This window comes from Nocardia halotolerans (assembly GCF_042650145.1).
In the GTDB taxonomy this organism is placed as follows: Bacteria; Actinomycetota; Actinomycetes; order Mycobacteriales; family Mycobacteriaceae; genus Nocardia; species Nocardia halotolerans.
This window is the reverse complement of the sequence record NZ_JBHSDL010000004.1, coordinates 1-18,945: the sequence shown is the minus strand read 5'-3', so window position 1 is coordinate 18,945 and position 18,945 is coordinate 1. Positions and strand designations below refer to the sequence as shown.

The window sequence follows — 18,945 nt, the reverse complement described above, 5'->3', positions numbered from 1 at the left end:
TCCGAGGGTAACCGGACCAGCGGGCGCCGGTGCGGGTCTCGCGTCACCACCACCCGGTGACCGCCGACATCTGCCGGCCGAGTTCGGGGGCCAGTGACCGGGCGTAGCTGGCGGTGAGGTGGTGTTCGTCGCGGTAGATGAGCACGTTGCCCTCCACGACCCGGCAGCGCTGCGGACGGCAGACGGCGTCGGACAGGTCGAGCAGGTGGATGTTCGGGTACCCGGCCGCCGGTGCCATGGCGGGGTCGACCAGGTCGAGGGCGTCGGCGCGGTCGAGCCCACAGCTGTCGGCGTCGCCCCGGTGGGCCAGGCAGTCGTTGGCCCGGTAGAGGACACCGTCGCGGCGCAACCGCGGGGTGTCACGCATCGCGAGCACGTTGAGTCCACGGTCCTGCAGCGCCGACCACACCTCGAGGTATTCGGCGGGCACCTCGTCGCCGATCCCCTGCTGGCGGTACCGGGTCGACAGGGTGAACACCCAGTCCGGCGGTTCGGCCGCCAGCCGGTCGAGCACTTCCACCGACCACTCGTGACATTCGGGGAAGGGCCACTCGGCGTAGGAGGGCTGATCGGCCAGCACGATCGGGCATCCCTCCTTGAGGTAGGAGACCACCCGGAACCCGTGTTCGACACCGAGCAATTCCAGTGCGGGCAGCCAGTGCTCGGAATGCGAGCCACCGACCAGCGCGATCGAGCGGGTCGCCGTGGGATCACCGTAGGTGCAGGTGCGCACCTCCCGGTTGGGGGTGATGCAGCCGTCGAAGGTCGGTGACGGGGCGTCGACGTGGGCTTCGAACACCGTGGGACGCATGGTCTCGGGCGCGAACTCGGCACCGCTGAGCAACGCGGCCGCACCCGGATACCGGGCGCTGTCCAGTGCCTGCGGCGGCACGGCCGGATTGGCCCGCAACACCAACTGCCAGCCCAGCGACGAAGCCAGTACCGTCACCGCGAGGACCCCGACCAGAACACCGGCGCCCCGGCTCGGTGTCGCGGCGGAACCGCGCGGTGGCAGCCGCAACGGTGTCTCGATCAGCCGGGTGGTCGCGACGGCCAGCAGCAGCGAGACACCGATCACCACCAGGCCGTCGACGAGTCCGGCCCGCACTCGCCCGGTTTCGGCCAGGTAGAAGATCAGGATCGGCCAGTGCCACAGATACAGCGGGTAGGCCAGCGCGCCGAGTTCGGTGCACACCCGGCCCGACAGCAGCCGGTTCGCCACCCCACGCCGTTCGCCGTGCACGCCGAAACCGGCGACGATCACCAGGCAGGCCGCGGCCACCGGCCACAGCGCCGCCACCCCGGGGAACTGGTTGGCCCCGTCGAAGAGCGGACCGCACGCCAGCACCATCAGCAATCCGAGCGCGGCCGCGACACCACGCAGGCGGGCGGGCAGGCGCACCCAGGGTGCGGCCACCGCCAGGGCCGCACCGGCCAGCAGTTCCCAACCCCGCGCGACGCTGTCGTAGTAGGTCCAGGCCTGGTGCTGTGAGGTGCCGAAGGCGGCGTACCAGAACGAGAGCAGCCCCAGCCCGGCCAGGGCCAGCAACAATCCGGGCCGCCCGACGCGGCCCTGTCGGCGCAACCACGCCCAACCGGCCAGAATGGCGAAGATCACCAGGTAGAACTGTCCCTGCACCGACATCGACCACAGGTGTTGCAGTGGGCTCACCGACGGGTCGGGCGCCAGGTAGTCGAGTTCGGCGGTGGCCAGGTACCAGTTCTGGCCGTAGAACATCGTGGCCAGCGTCTGGGCGGCGGTCTCACCGAGCTGGGTGTAGGGGCGCAGCACCACCGTCGCGGCCACGATCGCGGCCAGCACCACCACCAGCGAGGGTGTCAGCCTGCGCAGGGTGCGCCGGGCGGTGTTGCGCGCGGCCACCCGGCCCTGGCGCTCGACTCCGCGCACGATCGCGCCGGTGAAGAAGAAACCGGACAGGACCAGGAACACATCGACGCCGCCGGAGACCCGGCCCGCCCACACGTGGAATGCCACCACCAGGGCGATCGCGAGTCCGCGCAGCCCGTCGAGATCGGTTCGCCACTCGGGTCGGGCGGCTGCGGGCCCACGACGGACCGTGTGGTCCGGCTGGACCGGCAACGCGGATTGAACCTTCGGCACGAACGACCCCACTGAATCGGCCCCGAAGGGGCAATATTTCCCGGCAAGTAACCATCAATTTGCCGTAGCGACACCGTGGAAGCAAACCGCCGAGCGGCCCTGACGAGGCTAGCCGGTGCGCCAGGGCGCCGTGGCGAGTAGGTCCGCATCGGCCTCGTCGAGGTCGATGTCGAATACCTCTACCAGCACTTTCGGCAGTTCGGCCGATTCGAGTTCGCGGGTCTCGGCGGTGCCGTCGGGATACTCGGTGATCAGGGTCAGATCGTCGAGCACGTGATGCACCTCGGGGCGGAAGCGCTGGATGAAGGGGCGGGTGACGAACGGCGAGCGCGGGTGGGTCGACACGTAGTGGTTGCCGACGATGTAGTCGATGCGGAACTGCGGATTGTCGGTGAAGGTGTAGCGGTCGATCCAGCCGTCACGCCCGAACTGGAACAGCACCCAGTCCCGCGCGTGCCGCTCGAGCCGCAACCGCCAGGCGCCGATCGTGAACTCCCCGCGTCCCTCGACCAGTTCGAACGGCTCGAGTGGGCCGAAGCCGAAACCGACATCACAGATCCACACCCGGTCGTCCCCGGGCGTTCGCACCCGCAGCAGGGCGTGGGTGGCCGGCCGGATCGCGCCGGTGCCGAAGGTACCCATGGTGACCCGGCCGCTGAGGCCACGCACCTCGAAACCGAACCGTTCCAGCACCGCGGCGAACAGTGTGACGTTCTCGAAGCAGTACCCACCGCGACGCCGCCGGATCAGCTTGTCCTGCAAGGTGTCCAGGTCCAGCGGGATCCTGCGGCCGAGGAGGATCTCGAGATTCTCGAACGGGATGGTGGTGGTGTGGGCGCGCACCAGCGCGCGCAGCGTGTCCGGCGAAGCGGTGCGCGGCCCGTCGTAGCCGATCTTGGCCAGATAGGCATCCAGATCCAGCTGTTCACCCAGCCAGCGATCGTCACGCTCGGTCATCGCACACCAACTTTCCGCTCGTCTCCTCGACGCACAACCACCGCGTCGCCGGCATTGTTCCCACCGGCGGCGGCACCGCGGAACCGCGTTGCTTGTCGGTGCCCACGCCTACTATCCGCCCATGCTCTCGATCGATATCGCGCAGCGCCGGGCCCGCTTGGCGGTCAGGCACCGGCTCGCGCCGTCGGCCCGCGCGAACGACCCCGTCGACATCGCCCGTTCGATGGTGGTCCTGCACGCCACCGACCCGGCCACGGTGTTCCTGTCGGTCGGCGCCCGCGGCACCGATCTCACTCCCGCCGATGTCGAGCGGGCGCTCTACGACGACCGCACCCTGCTGCGGTTACTCGCCATGCGCCGCACCATGTTCGTCGCGCCCACCGAGTTGTTGCCGGTCCTGCAGGCCTCCACCTGTGATGCGCTCGCCCACAAACAACGCCGCGCCTATGGTCGTCACCTCGAGCAGGCCGGTGTCGTCGACGGCGAGGTCGGCACCTGGCTCGCCGACGTCGAAGCCGAGACGCACGCGGCGCTGCTGTCGCTCGGCGCGGCGACCGGCGCGCAGCTGAGCAAGGCGGTGCCCCGCTTGCGCACCCAGGTCGACACCGCCCCGGGCAAGTCGTATTCGAAACCCACCGGCATCACCACCTGGGTACTGGTGGTGCTGGGCGCCGAGGGCCGCATTGTGCGCGGGCGCCCGAACGGCAGCTGGACCAGCAGCCAGTACACCTGGGCGCCGGTGGAAACCTGGCTGCCACAAGGCTTCTCCCCTGTTCCGGTCGCGCAGGCGCGGGTGGAGCTGGTGCGGCGATGGCTCCACACCTTCGGTCCGGCCCCGATCACCGACCTGAAATGGTGGACCGGCTGGACGCTCGGCGAAGTCCGAAAAGCCCTGGCCGAACTCGACATCACCGAGGTCGACCTCGATGGTGTCACCGGGCTCCTGCTCGCCGATGACCTCGCCCCTGTCCCGGAGCCCGAACCGTGGGCCGCGCTGCTACCCGCCCTCGACCCCACACCCATGGGCTGGCAGTCGCGCGACTGGTTCCTCGGCCCGCACGCCCACGCCCTGTTCGACGCCAACGGCAATATCGGCCCGTCCATCTGGGCCGACGGTCGCATTGTCGGTGGCTGGGCCCAACGCTCCGACGGCGAGGTCGTCACCCGCCTGCTCGAGGACGTGGACGCCGAAACCCGCGCCCGCATAGATGCCGAAACCGCCCGCACCACAGCGTGGTTCGGCAACGTCCGCGCCATCCCCCGCTTCCGCACTCCCCTGCAACGCGAACTCACCGCCTGAGCTGATCCTCAGACCACCTTGACCGGACATCCGATCCCGGGCGCAGCGGCCAACCTGGCGTCGGTGGTGAGCAGCGCGGCCGCGTCGAGCGCTTCGGCGAGAGCGACGTAGGTCGCGTCGTAGGCGCTCAGATCGCCGCGCAGCTCCCACATCCGGCGGCGAAGCGGTTCCGCGGGAAACCGGGTCAGCACCAACTGGGAAAAGCCGTCGAATGCCAGATCCGCCTGCTCCTCGGTCAGCGCACGCCGCCGGGCGAGCAGGCGTAGGGCATTGGTGACCTCACTGTCGATCAGGTGCGGTACGGCCAGTTCCTCATCTCCCAAGCAGACGGGATCGACAACTCCGATGATCAGATCTACGAGCACCCCGGCATCGATGACGATCACTCGCCGCGGCCCTCGCGCAACACCGAGAGCACTGTCTCTCGATCCAGGGATGCGTCGACTTCGTCGCGAGTCCGGTGCATCACCGTGTTGTTGTGCCGCACGATCTGGGTGCGCCGAGCCACCTGATTCAATTCACGCAGTAGATAACGGGTCATCGACAGACCCTCCGCTGCGGCTGCGGCCGTCAACGCATCGTGGACATCGTCGGGCACGTCGCGAATCTGAATCACTTTTGACATAACACCAGGTTACCACCGTGGGTGCAGTTTGCACCCACGCTAATTCGGGGGGCGCAGGGCGGCGAATTCGTCGGTGACGCGCAGTCCGGAGTCGGTGAAGCGGTAGAGGGCGGCGGGGCGACCGCCCGCCCGGCCGGACGGGGCGGTGGCGCCGGTGGGTGTGATCACCTTGCGGCGGGTGAGGACGCGTTGCAGGTTGGTGGTGTCGACGTCGTAACCGAGGGCCGCGCAATAGATTTCACGCAGGACCGACATGGTGAAGATGTCGGGCGCCAAGGCGTAGGCGATGTTGGTGTAGGACAGTTTCGCCGCCAGGCGGGTGCGGGCGTGGTCGACGACGGTGCCGTGGTCGAAGGACATGTGGGGCAGGTTCGACACCGGGTGCCAGGTGGTGTCGGCGGGGAGTTCGGGCTCGGTGGTGAGCGGTACCAGGCCGAGGTAGGCCGAGGCGATGCGGCGGGGCGCGGGGACGCGGTCGGGATCGGAGAACACCGACAGTTGTTCGAGGTGAGCCAGTTCGCGCACGTCGACCTTCTCCGCGAGCTGGCGCCGGGCGGAGGTGTCGAGGTCCTCGTCGTCGCGCAGCCGGCCGCCGGGTAGCGACCACGTGCCCTTCTGCGGATCGAGCGCGCGTTCCCACAGCAGTACGGCCAGCTCGGGATGCCTCGATCGGCGCGCGGCCTCACTACCTGCGGAAACGTCGGCGGGGAAGCGGCGAACCTGGAACACCGCGGTGAGCGATTCGTGGATGGTGTTACTATGGGGCACGTTTTCGATTCTAAGTCGAAAACCTGGTTTTGTGCGAATCGCGGCGACGGAGCCGCTCGCACGAGGAAGGGAGCCACCATGGCGACGACGACCACGCAGCCGACGCTGATGGGTTCGGTCTTCGACGGACCCACCGGATACGCGGGTGTCGAAGCGACGCCGGAGTGGGCGACGGAGGTGCGGCGGCTGGCGCGCGAGCGCAACGCCACGATCCTCGCGCACAACTACCAGTTGCCCGAGATCCAGGACGTGGCCGACCACGTCGGCGACTCGCTGGCACTGTCGCGGATCGCGGCCGAGGCACCCGAGGACACCATCGTGTTCTGCGGCGTGCACTTCATGGCCGAGACCGCCAAGATCCTCAGCCCGGCCAAGACCGTGCTCATCCCGGACGAGCGCGCGGGCTGCTCGCTGGCCGACTCGATCTCGGCCGAGGAACTGCGCGCCTGGAAAGCCGAACATCCCGGCGCGATGGTGGTGTCGTATGTGAACACCACCGCCGAGGTGAAAGCGCTCACCGACATCTGCTGCACCTCCTCCAACGCCGTCGACGTGGTCGCCTCGATCGACGCCGACCGTGAGGTGCTGTTCCTGCCGGATCAGTTCCTCGGCGCGCACGTCAAGCGCGAGACCGGCCGCGAGAACATGTACATCTGGGCCGGCGAGTGCCACGTGCACGCCGGCATCAACGGTGACGAACTCACCGAGCAGGCCCGCACCCACCCCGACGCCGAACTGTTCGTGCACCCGGAGTGCGGCTGCGCCACCTCGGCGCTGTACCTGGCCGGGGAGGGCGCGTTCCCCGCCGACCGCGTGCACATCCTGTCCACCGGCGGCATGATCGACGCGGCCAAGACCTCCACCTCGAATCAGGTGCTGGTCGCCACCGAGGTGGGCATGCTGCACCAGCTGCGCAAGGCCGCGCCCGGGATCGACTTCCAGGCTGTCAACGACCGCGCGTCGTGCAAGTACATGAAGATGATCACCCCCGCCGCACTGCTGCGTTGCCTGGTGGAGGGCGCCGACGAGGTGCACGTGGACCTGGCGACGGCCGACGCCGGCCGGGCCTCGGTGCAGCGGATGATCGCCATCGGCAACCCCGGCGGCGGGGAGTGACCGGCACCGCACGGTCGAGCCGGTAGCGATCATGAACATCTCGTGGGAGGCCGCCGCCGACCTGGTGGTGATCGGCGGCGGGGTCGCCGGGCTCACCGCGGCGCGCACGGCTTCGCTGCGCGGGCTGCGGGTGCTCACACTGAGCAAGGGCGGACCGACCGACACCTCCACCCAGTACGCGCAGGGTGGGATCGCTGTCGTTGCACCGCAAGGCGATTCGGTGGGCTCGCATGTGCACGACACCGTCGAGGCCGGGGCCGGGTTGTGCGAAGCCGACGCCGTGCGTTCGATCGTCGAGGGCGGGCAGGCCGCGGTCGCGGCGCTGACCGATCTCGGCGCGGTCTTCGATCTCGGTCGTGACGGGCAGATCTCGCGTACCCGCGAGGGCGGGCACAGCACCCGGCGGATCATCCACGCCGGTGGTGACGCGACCGGCGCCGAAGTGCAGCGGGCGCTCAACGCGGCACGACTGCCGGTGCTCTTCGGTGCCGCCGCCCTGCGCGTGCTCACCGGTCCGGAAGGGGTGCGCGGCGTTGTCGCGGTGTCGGACAACGGTTTCGGTGTGGTGCACGCACCCGCGGTGGTGCTGGCCACCGGTGGGCTCGGGCAGCTCTACGCGCTGAGCACCAACCCGCCCGGAGCCACCGGCGACGGGCTGGCGTTGGCACTGTGGGCCGGTGCGGCGGTGGCCGATCTCGAGTTCGTGCAGTTCCATCCGACGGTGCTCTACACGCCCGGCGGGGTGGGCAGGCGACCGTTGATCAGCGAAGCGGTGCGCGGTGAAGGCGCGGTACTCCTCGACGCCGACGGTAATTCGGTGACAGCGGGGGTTCACCCACGTGGGGACCTGGCACCGCGAGACGTGGTGTCGCGGGCGATCGCGGAGCGGATGCGGGCTTCGGGATCCGATCATGTCTTCCTCGACGCGCGTGCCATACCGGGTTTCGCACAGCGGTTCCCCACCATCACCGCGTCGTGCCTGGCGGCGGGGATCGACCCGGTGACTCAACTGATTCCGGTCGCGCCCGCCGCGCACTACCAGTGCGGCGGAGTGCTCACCGACACCCACGGTCGCACCGAGGTGCCCGGTCTCTTCGCCGCGGGCGAGGTCGCCAGGACCGGTCTGCACGGTGCGAACCGGCTGGCTTCCAACAGTCTGCTCGAAGGGCTGGTGGTGGGTGAGCGGGTCGGTGCGGCAGCTACCGAACGGCTCGGCGCCCGCGCGGGAATCAATGAACTGCCCTCGTGGACAGAGGAGTTCGCGCGCCGGGCAACGGTGCAGCAGGCAATGACCGAGCACGCCTCGGTCGTGCGTGACGGTGCCGGGCTCGCTGCGGCGCTGATGCGGATCGACGCGGCGATGCTGAATCCGGACACCGCCGCGGCGCCCTGCGGCGTCATGGCGAGTGCGCAAACCGATGGCGACCCGGCCGGTGAGATGGGCGCAGCCGCCGGTGCCGCGCGTGGCGCTCTCGCCGCTGTCACGTCATCGGATCAGCGGACGGCAGACCTGGCCCCCGCATCCCGGGTGCGGCGAATCGAAGACGCCGCACTGACATTGACGGCCCGCGCCCTGCTGATCGCTGCCGCCGAACGCACCGAGAGCCGAGGCTGCCACACCCGCTCGGAGTACCGCGGGCCCAGCCGAGACCGGCAGCACAGCACGGCGGTCCGGCTCGACACGGACGGCACACTCGTGCTGTCGGCTCTGGGCGCGGTACCGACCGGGGCACGATGACCATGAACCGCCGAAGACTGTGGCCGACGAACCCCGCGGGAGGGGTCCCACCTGCCGATTCGGCTCCGATACAAGCAATTCCGGTGGATCGATGACGATCTCCACCCCATCGAACCGGCGCGATGCGCCCGAGAACAGGAGTGCAGTGATGGCTCTGGACACCGGCCTGGACCGTGCCGAGTTGCTGACGTTGATCCGCACCGCCCTCCACGAGGACCTCCGGTACGGGCCCGATGTCACCACGGTCGCCACCGTCGGCGCGGACGCGGTGAGCAAGGCGTCGGTGGTCTCGCGCGAGCACGGCACCGTCGCCGGTCTCGACGCCGGGCTGCTCGTGCTCGACGAAGTGCTCGGTGCGGGCACCTACGAGATCACCGGCCGGGTCGCCGACGGCACCCGGGTCGGGCCGGGTACCTCGGTGCTGAACGTGGTCGCGCCCACCCGTGGCCTGCTGACCGCCGAGCGCACCCTGCTCAACCTGGTGTGCCACCTGTCGGGCATCGCCACCGCTACCGCCGCGTGGGTGGACGCGGTGGCGGGCACCCACTGCGAGATCCGCGACAGCCGCAAGACCCTGCCGGGCCTGCGAGCCCTGCAGAAGTACGCGGTCCGGGTCGGTGGCGGCGTGAATCATCGGATGGGGCTCGGCGATGCGGCCCTGATCAAGGACAACCACGTGGTGGCGGCCGGTTCGGTCGTCAACGCGCTGCGCGCGGTCCGCGACCTCGCACCCGACATCGCCTGCGAGGTCGAAGTCGACAGCCTCGAACAGCTCGACGCCGTCCTGACCGAGAACGTGGAACTGGTCCTGCTCGACAATTTCCCCCTCTGGCAGACCCAGGCCGCCGTCCAGCGCCGCGACGCCACCGCCCCGAACACGAAACTCGAGTCCTCGGGCGGGCTCACACTGGATCAGGCCGCCGACTACGCGAGCACCGGTGTCGACTACCTCGCCATCGGCGCCCTCACCCATTCGGTACGAGTGCTGGACCTGGGCCTCGACATGTGACGAACGCCCCGTCGCGGTGCCTGCGGCGGCGCCGGCGCCGCTCGGTCCCCGAACTTGTCGGTGGCCGCTGTCACACTGCACGGCATGGACGACAACACGTTCGCCACCTGGGCGCTGGCGCAGAATCCGTTGCCGGCCGACTATCAGGCCAGGATCGACAAACCGGTGCCGCTGGTGGTGCTCACTCGCACACCTTCGGAACAGCCCTCCGGCGCTCAGGAATCGTGGCGGCGATCGCGGTGCTTGGCCGTGCGCCGGTAGGTGCGTCCGCTGGGCACCGCGGTGGCCGCCGACGAGCGGCGCAGGGCGTGCCGGCGCCGCCAGGCGATCAGATCGGGTCGTTCGGCGGCCTGTTCGGGTGTGGTCTTCATGATCAGGTCCTCCCCCGAGTCGATGATGGGCCTACAGTACGGAGCCGGCCCCGCTGTTCGCCATCGCTTTTCCGGTCAACAGCTCCGCGGCAGTGGCTGTTCCTGCTGTCGGGGGTCTCGGCAGAGATCAGGCGGTCTTCATCTGCGCGTCCGGTGGCGGGGTGCTGGTACGGCCCGTCATCCGCCCGGCCGCCCAGAACACGAGCTCGACCAGCCAGAACACCAGCAGTGCGGCGGTCACCACCAGCACCGGCACCGCGAGAAATATCAGCGTGGGCACCGCGACCAGCAGCCAGACCAGCACCGCACCCACGCTCGCTCCGCGCAGCCGGCTGCCCAACCGCACCGCCGCCCACATCATCCACCGCCGTGGCACCGACACACCGGCCTCACGCAGGCTGCGCCGGAACAGTCCATCGGCATCGGCCGGGCCGACTTCGCCGGTGCGGCACAGATAGTCGTGCAGGATCGCGGCGCGGGTGTAGTCGCCGTAGCGCGGGATGAGCCAGACCAGTGCGCGTGGCACCGAGGCGAAGTCGGTGCGGAACCCGGCCGGGACCGTGAACGTCTCGACCGCACCCCGATAGGTGAGCGGTTCGGTGAGCCGCCAGAATTTCGCGTCCAGTTCCTCGACCACCGGACCGCCGCCGACGAATGCCACGACCACTCCTCCAAAGGCGTTGGCGCAGTCTCTACCTGCCCATATGCCGATGGTAGCGCGGTGTGGACGCTCAGCCGCGTGGTTGCGAACTCGGGTCGAAATCGCCACTTGGCCGATACTGTTGGGCGCCCGTCGGCAACGCGAAATCGTCGGCGTCGTCATCGAAGTCGGCGGGTCGCAGGTCGCCGAGCAAGCCGGCGGCACCGGACCCGAGGTCCGCGCCGGGATGCAGTGCGGCCAGGAACAGCAGTACCAGCGCCGCCAGCAACGGTTGCACCAGTAGCGCCAGATCGGTGCCGATTTCGGCGGGCAGGGTGACGATCTGCCCGACGGACAGGGTGTCGGGGCGCGGATTCCGCACGCCCGCAACCCATTCACCCGTCCACTTCATCACCGCGGCGCCCAGCGCCGAGGCGACCAGCAGACCGAGTACCAGCGCGGGACCGCGCAGGGCGCGCACCCGCCAGGCCGCGACGGTCGCGAGTACCGCGATCACCGCGCCCAGGCACAGAAACATCCCGAGCGCGTCGAACACGTGCAGACTCTCGCCGGTGAGTGCGGCGCCACGACCCGGCCTGGTCACCCGCAGCCGCTGGGTCGGCGCGAGCAGACCCCACGCCACACCGGCGGCCGCACTCACCGCGAGCACCGACGCCACCGTCACGGCGACGCCGATCACCTCGCGCCGCAACACTTCCGGTCGCGGCCCGATCCCGATGTCCACTAGCGCCGTTCCAGCTGGGCCGAGTCGGTGACCCCGTGCCGGGAGCACTTGGCCCACCAGCCGTCGGGGCTCACCTGCACGATCATCCGGCGCCCGCACTGCTCGCAGAAACGCGGTGGTTCCAGCCCGAGTGCGGCCGACGCGGGCATCGCGTCGTCGAGCCCGGGCACGATTCGCTTGCCCGTGAACGGGTTGTAGCGCTCGTCCATGTCGGTCACCGCCTCGATGATGTGCGACTCGGCGGTCGCGTGGTCCCTGCTGGTCGGGGTCGGTTCTCGATCGTACACAGCGTCACAGGGTGTCGTTGAACGCCTTGATCGGCATCTTCAGCTCACCCAGCAGGTCCAGATCCGATTCGGCCGGACGGCCCAGAGTGGTGAGGTAGTTGCCGACGATCACGGCGTTGATACCGCCGAGCATGCCCTGCTTGGCGCCCAGATCGCCGAGGGTGATCTCGCGACCGCCCGCGAACCGCAGGATGGTGCGCGGCAGTGCGAGGCGGAAGGTGGCGATGGCACGCAGCGCGTCGGCGGCGGGCAGCACCTCGAGGTCACCGAAGGGGGTACCCGGACGCGGGTTGAGGAAGTTCAGCGGCACCTCGTCGGGCTCGAGCGCGGCCAGCTGCACGGCGAACTCGGCGCGCTGTTCGATGGTCTCGCCCATGCCGAGAATGCCGCCGCAGCACACCTCCATGCCGGCTTCACGCACCATCCGCAGGGTGTCCCAGCGCTCCTCGTAGGAGTGGGTGGTCACGACCTTCGGGAAGTGCGACTTCGCGGTCTCGAGGTTGTGGTTGTAGCGGTGCACCCCCATCGCGGCGAGCTGGTCGACCTGCTCCTGGTTGAGCATGCCCAGCGAGCACGCGACCTGGATGTCGACCTCGTTGCGGATGGCTTCCACACCCGCGGCGACCTGGGCCATCAGGCGCTCGTCGGGCCCGCGGACCGCGGCGACGATGCAGAACTCGGTGGCACCGCTCTTGGCGGTCTGCTTGGCCGCCTCGACGAGGCTGGGGATGTCGAGCCAGGCCGCGCGCACCGGCGACTGGAACAGCCCCGACTGCGAGCAGAAGTGGCAGTCCTCGGGGCAGCCGCCGGTCTTGAGGCTGATGATGCCCTCGACCTCCACCTCCGGGCCGCACCACTTCATCCGCACCTCGTGGGCGAGCTCGAGCAGCGCTTCGAGGCGATCGTCGGGCAGGCGCAGCACCTCGACGGCCTGCTGCTCGGTGAGGCCTTCGCCACGCTCGAGTACCTGCTCACGGGCGATGGCCAGAATGTCGGTCCGGACGGGTGCCTGCGTCACGACGTGTTGTCCCTTCGTCGGGGTGCGTGCACGCGCCGCAGGTGTGATCCACCCGGCGTAGCCGTGCAACTTGAACGGTGTTCAGGATAGGGTAGCGGCTGAGGGTGGCGCACAACACTCGGGTCGGTGAATCGAACGGAAGGACGCGCGTGCAACTGCGGAAAACAGATGTGGTCGATGCCGCCGTCGCGATTCTGGACCAGTACGGGCTCGCCGATCTGACGATGCGCAGGCTGGCCGGTGCCCTACAGGTACAGCCGGGCGCGCTGTACTGGCATGTGAAGGACAAGCAGTCGCTGCTCGGCGCGGTCGCCGACCGGATCCTGGCGCCGATGGACGAGCCGCTCACGGCCACCGACTGGACCGAGCAACTCACCGAACTGGCGCACCGGCTGCGCGACTGCCTGCTCGCCTATCGCGACGGTGCCGAACTGGTTTCGGCCACCTACGCCTCGCGCCTGACCACCAGCAAGGCCCGCGAGCGGCTGGCCGGCATCGTGATCCGCGCCGGAATGACCAGGGAGGAAGCCGACCTCACGGCCTATACCCTGCTGTACTACGTGCTCGGCCAGACCGTCGACGAGCAGTCGCGCATGCAGATGGACTCCGTGGGCGCGCTGCCCGAACAGTCCTCTCCCCTGCTCGACACTCCCGATGCCACCGCCCGATTCGACTTCGGGCTGCAGTTGTTCATCGCGGGCGTACGTACCGTGCTCGGCTCGCGGGTGCGCTGAGCCGGCTCATGGCCCCGCCTCGCGGATCGCCTCCTGATAGCGGCGCACGAACGGCAGCACCTGCGCTTCGATGATCGCGTTGTATTCGCCGGGCCGCTGGATCGGATTGGCGTGCTCGGTGCGGCGGGGCCGCACCACCGACAGCGTGCCGTCGACACCACCGGCGTGTTCGATCAGCACCCGATGCGAGTACGCCACGTCCACCACCCGGTCGCGGGCGGCGTCGCGGGGACGGATGAACACGATGGCCGGGCGCTGCTTGTCCGGGTGCGGCCGCGCCAGTGCTCGCAGATCCGCCGTGCTACCACCGGCCACGATCGCCAGGAACTGCGACTCGATCAGCCCGTTGCTGGCGGCGTCGTCGGAGAAGATCTTGTCGCGCAGCACCTCCGAGATCACCGACCCCAGGGCCCGGTGATCGATCTCGGGCAGCAGACCGTGGCGATGCTCGGTGAACCGTTCCCGCCGGGCCGCGATCTCGACGGCCATGCGCAGCAACCGGCTCTCGCGCGCGCCGGGCAGCCAGCCCATCAGCCGCTGCAGATCACTGCCGCGAGTGCGGCTTTCGGGCCGGACCGCGTCCAGATCCATCGGCGTACAGTCCAGCACCACCGCCACCAGGTGCCGGTCACTGCCCAGATGGATGTGGCGGGCCACCTCGAGCGCGATCACCCCGCCCATGCTGTGCCCGACCAGGACGATATTGCGCACAGCCCCGTACCGGGCCGCACGCACGATCATCTCGGCGATGACCTTGGTGTCGATACCGGCGTCGTCGTAGCGCACCGCCCACACCACGCCGAGCCGGCTCAGTGACGGCAGTGCCGCGGCGGTCGGAACCGCAGTGATGTTTCCGAGCCCCACCAGGTCGACTACGGCGGTATCCCAGTCGCGGGCATCGACGGGCAGATGCACGGGCAGCAACTCCGGTTCGGTGTGCGCCAGTCGCGCACGCTCGGGAACCACATCGTGCACCCAGTACTGCGCCCCCACCGTCAGCACGACCAGCAGCACCCCGACCAGCCGCAACACCACCAGCTTCGTCCGCCGCCAACTACACCACCGCTGACCGAACCGGGTTTCGCGCAACCGAACCCGCCGTCGCGCATCGTCGTAGTCCGCGACGGTGGACGGATGCCGATCGAGTGACGACATCCCTCCACTGTATGTGCCACCGGCGCCCGCCAGCGGGCCGCCGATCCCGGCGGACACTGTTCGGAAGCGGCAGCCCGAGCCGGACCTCGACTGGCCGTGCGAGCCCGCAGTCGCCCCGCGGTGGCCGTCGGCCGGGGTCCGCATCAGTCGCCGCAAGCCGGGCGAAGTCCGATGTCACCCGGGTCTTCGGTCGGCGCCGGTACCGCGCTACAGTCGGTGGGTCATCCCCGGCGGGTGCGGGAATCCGGTGTAACCCCGGAACGGTCGCGCCACTGTGATCGCCTCACGGCGAAAGTCAGACCTCCCTCGCCGGGCACCCTCTGAAAGGGCCGCGCCTTGCCTCTGGAGAAATCGCGATGATCCGGGCTCGGATCTCATTCGCCCTCCCCCTACTCGCGACGTTGCTGCTGGCCGCCATGGTCGCCGCCACCGGATTCGGCGCGGAGATCGTTCCCGTGGCCGCTGTGCTCGACACGCTCGGCGCCCGACTCACCGGTTCGACCCCGACCGATCTGGGTCTCGACACCATCGTCTGGCAACTCCGGGTGCCGCGCACGGTCCTCGCGGCGGTGGTCGGTGCGGGGCTGGCACTGGCCGGTGCCGCGATGCAAACCCTGGTACGCAACCCACTCGCCGACCCCTACCTGCTCGGTGTCTCCTCCGGCGCGGGTGTCGGCGCCGCCGCGGTGATCACCTCGGGGCTGTTCGCGGGCGCGGGCGCCTGGGCGTTGTCGGGCGGCGCGCTGGCCGGTGCGTTCACCGCCGCCACTCTCGTGTTCCTGATCGCCGTCGCCCAGGGTGGACTCACCCCGCTGCGCCTTGTCCTCACCGGCACCGTGCTCGCCTCGGCTTTCGCGGCGTGCAGCAGCTATCTGGTGTTTCGCAGCACCGACCCGGCGGCCGCGCAATCGGTGCTGTTCTGGCTGCTCGGCAGCCTCGCCGGCGCCGACTGGTCCACTCTCGGCTTACCGCTGACCGTGGTCCTGGCCAGCGGTGCGATCCTCGTCGCCCTGGCGGGCTGGCTCGACGCGCTCAGCCTCGGCGCCGACACCGCGTCGTCGCTGGGTGTACCGGTGCAGGGTCTGCGGATCGGGCTGTTCGTGCTGCTTGCCGTGCTGGTGGGGGTGCTCGTCGCGGTGTCGGGCGGAATCGGCTTCGTCGGCCTGGTCGTCCCCCACGCCGCCCGCATGATCGTGGGCCCGCGCCACCGTGACCTGCTCCCCGCCTGTGCCCTGGGCGGTGCGTTGTTCCTGGTCGTCGCCGACGCCGCGACCCGGGTGCTGGTGCGTCCCACCGAAATCCCGGTCGGTGTCCTCACCGGCCTCATCGGCGCACCCACGTTCCTGCTGTTGATGGGCCGGCGGCGCTACCGGTTCGGTGCGTCATGAGCACCGAACCGGCAGTCGAGCACAACCCCGCCGAAGCCACGCCACCCGACACACTCCACTCGACCCCGCCATCCGACGATCCAGGCGCCACCGCGCCGCAGCCCACCGAACCGCAACTCGGGGCCCTGCGTGCCCAGGACCTCACCTGTGCGATCGGGCGGCGCGATGTGGTGGCCGGAGCGGACTTCTCGATCCGGCCCGGCGAGACGGTCGGGATCGTGGGACCGAACGGCAGCGGCAAGACAACGCTGTTGCGTGTGCTGGCCGGCGTACGCAAACCGCGGACCGGCCGGGTACTGCTGGACGGGCAGGTCCTGCACGAGATCGGCCCGCGACGACGGGCGGCCGCGGTCGCACTCGTCGCCCAGGACGAAGTGCCGCCCGCCGACATGCTCGTCGGCGAGGTGGTGGCTCTCGGGCTGACCCCTTATCTGCCGCCGTGGGGTCTGGGCGCACCCCGCGAACAGCAACAGGTCGCGCAAGCGCTCACCGCGGTCGATCTGACCGGTTTCGCCGACCGGCCGGTCCGGCAGTTGTCCGGCGGCGAACGGCAGCGGGTCCTACTGGCCCGCGCCCTCGTCCAGGACACCCCGGTCCTGCTGCTCGACGAGCCGACAAACCATCTCGACGTCACCCACCAGCTCGAACTACTCGGCCTGGTGCGCGGACTGCGGCGCACCGTGGTGGCCGCCCTGCACGATCTGTCGCTGGCCGACCGCTACTGCGACCGGATCATCGTGCTGCACAACGGCCGCGCACGACCGCCCGCCCCGCCGGCGGACGCGCTCGACCCCACTGTCGTCGCCGAGGTGTTCGGTGTGGACGCCAACCGCGTCGTGCACCCGGTGACCGGCGAAAGCCACCTTTTGATCACCCCGCGAGAGGCACGACGATGACCGCACACCCCGGCCGGATCCTGATCACCACCGCGCTCGCCGCGGTACTCGCGGCCTGTACCGGCACGGCCGCGGAACCGACCGCCACGGTCACCGTGCGCAACTGCGGCCACGACACTCAGTTTCCGGCACCGGCGCAGCGCATGTTCGTCAACGACGGCAACCTCATCTCGATGGTGCTGGCGCTCGGCGCCCAAGACCAGGTGGCGGCCGTCTCGAGCGTCAAACGCGACGCCGCCACCCTCCGCGCGCATTACGGCGCCGAAGTCGTCGACGGACTCAACTCCGTTGCCCCCGAATATCCTTCGCGCGAAACGGTGCTGGCCCAGCGACCCGATGTCGTGGTCGCCGGCTGGAGCTACGGCTATGACGAAGCGAGCAACCTGACCCCCGCCTCCCTCCGGAAAGACGGCATCGCCGCCTATGTGCTCACCGAGAGCTGCCGCCAACGTGACAGCGGAATCGCCCGCGGCACCGTCGAACCGTGGGCCGCACTGCGCACCGACCTGACCGACCTCGGCGTCATCACCGGCCGCACCGACCGCGCCGCCGACATCAACGCAGATCTCGACAACCGCCTCACCGCCCTGCGGGCCGCCCCGAAACCGGCCACCGCCCCCACGGTCTTCCTCTTCGACAGCGGTACCGACACCATCTACTCCAGCGGACGATTCGGTGCGCCACAAGCCGTCCTGGAAGCCGCCGGGGCCCGCAATGTCCTCGACGATGTCGCCGACACCTGGACGCAGGTCTCCTGGGAACGCTTGGCCGCAGCCGACCCTGACGCCATCATGTTCGTCGACTACCCCGGTCAGACCTACGAGCAGAAGGTGGACCTGTTGCGTGGCAAAGCCGGCATCAACAACCTGCGGGCGGTGCGCGAGGGCCGGTTCTTCAACCTTCCGTACGCACTGTGGACGAGTGGACCGCTCAATATCGATGCGGCCGAACAGATCCGCAAACAGCTCGAGGCCTGGCAGCTGGTGCCTGCCTCGACGGTGATCCCGCGCGCCGACGACGCGGTGCGCTGAGGCCGGCTCAGCGCGCGGTGAGCAGCACCAACGGGATCTCTCGAGACGTTTTGGTCTGGTAGTCGGCGTACCCCTTGTAGGCCGCGACCACCTTCGGCCACAGCCGCGCCCGTTCCTCGGCATCGGCAACCCTGGCCGCCATCGACCGGCGCGGACCGTCCTGCAACGCCACCTCGACATCGGGGTTGTCCCGCAGGTTCAGAAACCACGCGGGGTGCGTCGGGTCGCCACCGCGCGAGGCCACAACCACGATCATGTCGTCCTCCACGATCGGCGCGGTGAGCATCACCGCTCGTGGCTGACCCGACTTACGGCCGATGGTGGTGAGTTCGAGAGACGGCATCCCCATCACGGTATTGCCGATCCGGCCCCTCGTCAGGGTGAGCAGTGCGCGATGGACGCCGTTCATGAGCTTCAGCTGCATATCGCTCGGCATGGCCGCAATCTACCTCAATCGCTGTTCGGCCATCGACTTCAACTTCGCCAGTGCCATCTGCCAGTGCTCGTCGTTGTCGGCCGCACTGAGCCCCGGCGGCACTCCCTCGTGCACGCTGTCGAGGTGGGTGCCCGTCCCGGTATCGGACAGCGTGAAGGTGATCGTCTGCGTGCCGGTCATCTCGTCCTGCTCGGTCACGAATTCCAAGACCTCGACGACCTGCTCGTCGGGAACCAGCGAGAGGAATCGACCGTAGTAGGCATCATGCGGTAGTTCCGCGGCGCCGGTAGTCGCGCCGGCCAACGTGATCGAGAAGGATCCACCTTCCCGCGGCTCGAAGCGATGTACCTCGGGGGAGACCCCGTCGGGCATCATCCATCCGATGACCGCGTCACCGTCGAGCAGCAGCCGGTAGACCGTCGCGCGGGGCGCGTTGATGTCGATGCCGATCCTCGTCGTCGCCATGGGTTCCACGTTAGCCGTTCGGGCAACGACCAACTTGCCACGCAACGCAAAAAGGCCCTCCAGCATCAGCTGGAGGGCCTCTTCACAATAATTGTCCGGCGGTGACCTACTCTCCCACACCCTGTCGAGTGCAGTACCATCGGC

The 18,945-nt window shown here is 69.4% G+C and carries 20 protein-coding genes and 1 pseudogene; 8 read left to right on the top strand and 13 right to left on the bottom strand.

The features are described 5' to 3' along the window. Positions 1 to 43: 43 nt before the first annotated feature. Together ACFO5K_RS03020 and ACFO5K_RS03015 are read right to left on the bottom strand one after the other, a co-directional pair. Positions 44 to 2,122: an acyltransferase family protein gene (locus ACFO5K_RS03020; protein ID WP_378555586.1), complete on the bottom strand. Its 2,079-nt coding sequence runs from the start codon at positions 2,120 to 2,122 to the stop codon at positions 44 to 46. Positions 2,123 to 2,230: 108 nt separating this feature from the next. Continuing rightward, positions 2,231 to 3,079 carry an arylamine N-acetyltransferase family protein gene (locus ACFO5K_RS03015; protein WP_378555585.1) on the bottom strand — a complete coding sequence of 283 codons (849 nt, stop codon included), beginning with the start codon at positions 3,077 to 3,079 and terminating at the stop codon, positions 2,231 to 2,233. A gap of 121 nt (positions 3,080 to 3,200) precedes the next feature. Between ACFO5K_RS03015 and ACFO5K_RS03010 the strand changes: the two genes are divergently transcribed. Next, entirely contained in the window at positions 3,201 to 4,379 is a 1,179-nt protein-coding gene (locus tag ACFO5K_RS03010) for a winged helix DNA-binding domain-containing protein (RefSeq protein WP_378555584.1), read from the top strand. Between the two features lie 8 nt (positions 4,380 to 4,387). Here ACFO5K_RS03010 and ACFO5K_RS03005 read toward each other — a convergent pair whose 3' ends face one another. From ACFO5K_RS03005 to ACFO5K_RS02995, 3 genes are read right to left on the bottom strand one after another with little or no spacing between them, the layout of a single operon-like run. Further along, positions 4,388 to 4,765 (bottom strand): type II toxin-antitoxin system VapC family toxin, encoded by a 378-nt coding sequence (locus tag ACFO5K_RS03005; RefSeq protein WP_378555583.1) that lies wholly within the window; start codon positions 4,763 to 4,765, stop codon positions 4,388 to 4,390. Beyond that, positions 4,762 to 5,004 (bottom strand): FitA-like ribbon-helix-helix domain-containing protein, encoded by a 243-nt coding sequence (locus tag ACFO5K_RS03000; RefSeq protein ID WP_378555582.1) that lies wholly within the window; start codon positions 5,002 to 5,004, stop codon positions 4,762 to 4,764. The genes ACFO5K_RS03005 and ACFO5K_RS03000 overlap by 4 nt, the downstream gene beginning before the upstream one ends. 39 nt (positions 5,005 to 5,043) lie before the next feature. Continuing rightward, positions 5,044 to 5,772: an NUDIX hydrolase gene (locus tag ACFO5K_RS02995; protein WP_378555581.1), complete on the bottom strand. Its 729-nt coding sequence runs from the start codon at positions 5,770 to 5,772 to the stop codon at positions 5,044 to 5,046. Positions 5,773 to 5,850: 78 nt separating this feature from the next. On the opposite strand from ACFO5K_RS02995, the gene nadA reads away from it, so the two are divergent. The 3 genes from nadA (at position 5,851) to nadC (ending at position 9,635) form a co-directional block, all read left to right on the top strand. Continuing rightward, positions 5,851 to 6,888: a quinolinate synthase NadA gene (gene nadA / locus ACFO5K_RS02990; protein ID WP_378555580.1), complete on the top strand. Its 1,038-nt coding sequence runs from the start codon at positions 5,851 to 5,853 to the stop codon at positions 6,886 to 6,888. A gap of 31 nt (positions 6,889 to 6,919) precedes the next feature. Continuing rightward, complete coding sequence (locus ACFO5K_RS02985; RefSeq protein ID WP_378555579.1) at positions 6,920 to 8,626, top strand: L-aspartate oxidase; 1,707 nt, start codon at positions 6,920 to 6,922, stop codon at positions 8,624 to 8,626. 148 nt (positions 8,627 to 8,774) lie between these two features. Then, on the top strand, positions 8,775 to 9,635 hold the full coding sequence (gene nadC / locus ACFO5K_RS02980; protein ID WP_378555578.1) for a carboxylating nicotinate-nucleotide diphosphorylase: 861 nt from the start codon (positions 8,775 to 8,777) through the stop codon (positions 9,633 to 9,635). 215 nt (positions 9,636 to 9,850) lie between these two features. Here nadC and ACFO5K_RS02975 read toward each other — a convergent pair whose 3' ends face one another. The 5 genes from ACFO5K_RS02975 to bioB all read right to left on the bottom strand — a co-directional run bounded on the left by ACFO5K_RS02975 (position 9,851) and on the right by bioB (position 12,696). After that, entirely contained in the window at positions 9,851 to 10,006 is a 156-nt protein-coding gene (locus ACFO5K_RS02975) for a hypothetical protein (protein ID WP_378555577.1), read from the bottom strand. A gap of 127 nt (positions 10,007 to 10,133) precedes the next feature. Continuing rightward, on the bottom strand, positions 10,134 to 10,667 hold the full coding sequence (locus tag ACFO5K_RS02970) for a DUF1353 domain-containing protein (RefSeq protein ID WP_378555576.1): 534 nt from the start codon (positions 10,665 to 10,667) through the stop codon (positions 10,134 to 10,136). Between the two features lie 70 nt (positions 10,668 to 10,737). Then, on the bottom strand, positions 10,738 to 11,391 hold the full coding sequence (locus ACFO5K_RS02965; RefSeq protein WP_378555575.1) for a DUF2567 domain-containing protein: 654 nt from the start codon (positions 11,389 to 11,391) through the stop codon (positions 10,738 to 10,740). Further along, positions 11,391 to 11,600 (bottom strand): biotin synthase auxiliary protein BsaP, encoded by a 210-nt coding sequence (gene bsaP / locus ACFO5K_RS02960; protein WP_378555761.1) that lies wholly within the window; start codon positions 11,598 to 11,600, stop codon positions 11,391 to 11,393. Before bsaP ends, ACFO5K_RS02965 begins: the two co-directional genes overlap by 1 nt. Positions 11,601 to 11,682: 82 nt before the next feature. Next, the gene (gene bioB / locus ACFO5K_RS02955; protein WP_378555574.1) at positions 11,683 to 12,696 is read right to left on the bottom strand and encodes a biotin synthase BioB; all 1,014 of its coding nucleotides are present in this window, start codon (positions 12,694 to 12,696) and stop codon (positions 11,683 to 11,685) included. Between the two features lie 149 nt (positions 12,697 to 12,845). Between bioB and ACFO5K_RS02950 the strand changes: the two genes are divergently transcribed. Further along, entirely contained in the window at positions 12,846 to 13,430 is a 585-nt protein-coding gene (locus ACFO5K_RS02950; protein WP_378555573.1) for a TetR/AcrR family transcriptional regulator C-terminal domain-containing protein, read from the top strand. A gap of 6 nt (positions 13,431 to 13,436) precedes the next feature. On the opposite strand, the gene ACFO5K_RS02945 is transcribed toward ACFO5K_RS02950, so the two are convergent. Further along, positions 13,437 to 14,585 carry an alpha/beta hydrolase gene (locus ACFO5K_RS02945; RefSeq protein WP_378555572.1) on the bottom strand — a complete coding sequence of 383 codons (1,149 nt, stop codon included), beginning with the start codon at positions 14,583 to 14,585 and terminating at the stop codon, positions 13,437 to 13,439. A 356-nt stretch (positions 14,586 to 14,941) separates the two neighbouring features. On the opposite strand from ACFO5K_RS02945, the gene ACFO5K_RS02940 reads away from it, so the two are divergent. The 3 genes and pseudogenes from ACFO5K_RS02940 (at position 14,942) to ACFO5K_RS02930 (ending at position 17,900) form a co-directional block, all read left to right on the top strand. Beyond that, entirely contained in the window at positions 14,942 to 15,973 is a 1,032-nt protein-coding gene (locus ACFO5K_RS02940) for a FecCD family ABC transporter permease (RefSeq protein WP_378555571.1), read from the top strand. 185 nt (positions 15,974 to 16,158) lie between these two features. Then, positions 16,159 to 16,869, top strand: a pseudogene (locus ACFO5K_RS02935) (ABC transporter ATP-binding protein); the annotation flags it as partial. Further along, on the top strand, positions 16,866 to 17,900 hold the full coding sequence (locus ACFO5K_RS02930; RefSeq protein ID WP_378555569.1) for an ABC transporter substrate-binding protein: 1,035 nt from the start codon (positions 16,866 to 16,868) through the stop codon (positions 17,898 to 17,900). The pseudogene ACFO5K_RS02935 and the gene ACFO5K_RS02930, both read left to right, overlap by 4 nt. A gap of 7 nt (positions 17,901 to 17,907) precedes the next feature. Here the strand turns inward: ACFO5K_RS02930 and ACFO5K_RS02925 are convergent, their stop codons facing one another. Then, positions 17,908 to 18,336 carry a nitroreductase family deazaflavin-dependent oxidoreductase gene (locus ACFO5K_RS02925; protein WP_378555568.1) on the bottom strand — a complete coding sequence of 143 codons (429 nt, stop codon included), beginning with the start codon at positions 18,334 to 18,336 and terminating at the stop codon, positions 17,908 to 17,910. A 9-nt stretch (positions 18,337 to 18,345) separates the two neighbouring features. Then, the coding region (locus ACFO5K_RS02920) for an SRPBCC domain-containing protein (RefSeq protein ID WP_378555567.1) at positions 18,346 to 18,945 on the bottom strand (600 nt) is incomplete at its 5' end.

Coding starts and splice junctions, on each gene's coding strand:
- ACFO5K_RS03015 (WP_378555585.1), bottom strand. CDS start 3,079: ATGACCGAGCGTGACGATCGCTGGCTGGGTGAACAGCTGGATCTGGAT.
- bsaP (WP_378555761.1), bottom strand. CDS start 11,600: ATGGACGAGCGCTACAACCCGTTCACGGGCAAGCGAATCGTGCCCGGG.
- ACFO5K_RS02940 (WP_378555571.1), top strand. CDS start 14,942: ATGATCCGGGCTCGGATCTCATTCGCCCTCCCCCTACTCGCGACGTTG.
- ACFO5K_RS02945 (WP_378555572.1), bottom strand. CDS start 14,585: ATGTCGTCACTCGATCGGCATCCGTCCACCGTCGCGGACTACGACGAT.
- ACFO5K_RS02985 (WP_378555579.1), top strand. CDS start 6,920: ATGAACATCTCGTGGGAGGCCGCCGCCGACCTGGTGGTGATCGGCGGC.
- nadA (WP_378555580.1), top strand. CDS start 5,851: ATGGCGACGACGACCACGCAGCCGACGCTGATGGGTTCGGTCTTCGAC.
- ACFO5K_RS02925 (WP_378555568.1), bottom strand. CDS start 18,336: ATGCCGAGCGATATGCAGCTGAAGCTCATGAACGGCGTCCATCGCGCA.
- ACFO5K_RS02930 (WP_378555569.1), top strand. CDS start 16,866: ATGACCGCACACCCCGGCCGGATCCTGATCACCACCGCGCTCGCCGCG.
- ACFO5K_RS03000 (WP_378555582.1), bottom strand. CDS start 5,004: ATGTCAAAAGTGATTCAGATTCGCGACGTGCCCGACGATGTCCACGAT.
- nadC (WP_378555578.1), top strand. CDS start 8,775: ATGGCTCTGGACACCGGCCTGGACCGTGCCGAGTTGCTGACGTTGATC.
- ACFO5K_RS03010 (WP_378555584.1), top strand. CDS start 3,201: ATGCTCTCGATCGATATCGCGCAGCGCCGGGCCCGCTTGGCGGTCAGG.
- ACFO5K_RS02975 (WP_378555577.1), bottom strand. CDS start 10,006: ATGAAGACCACACCCGAACAGGCCGCCGAACGACCCGATCTGATCGCC.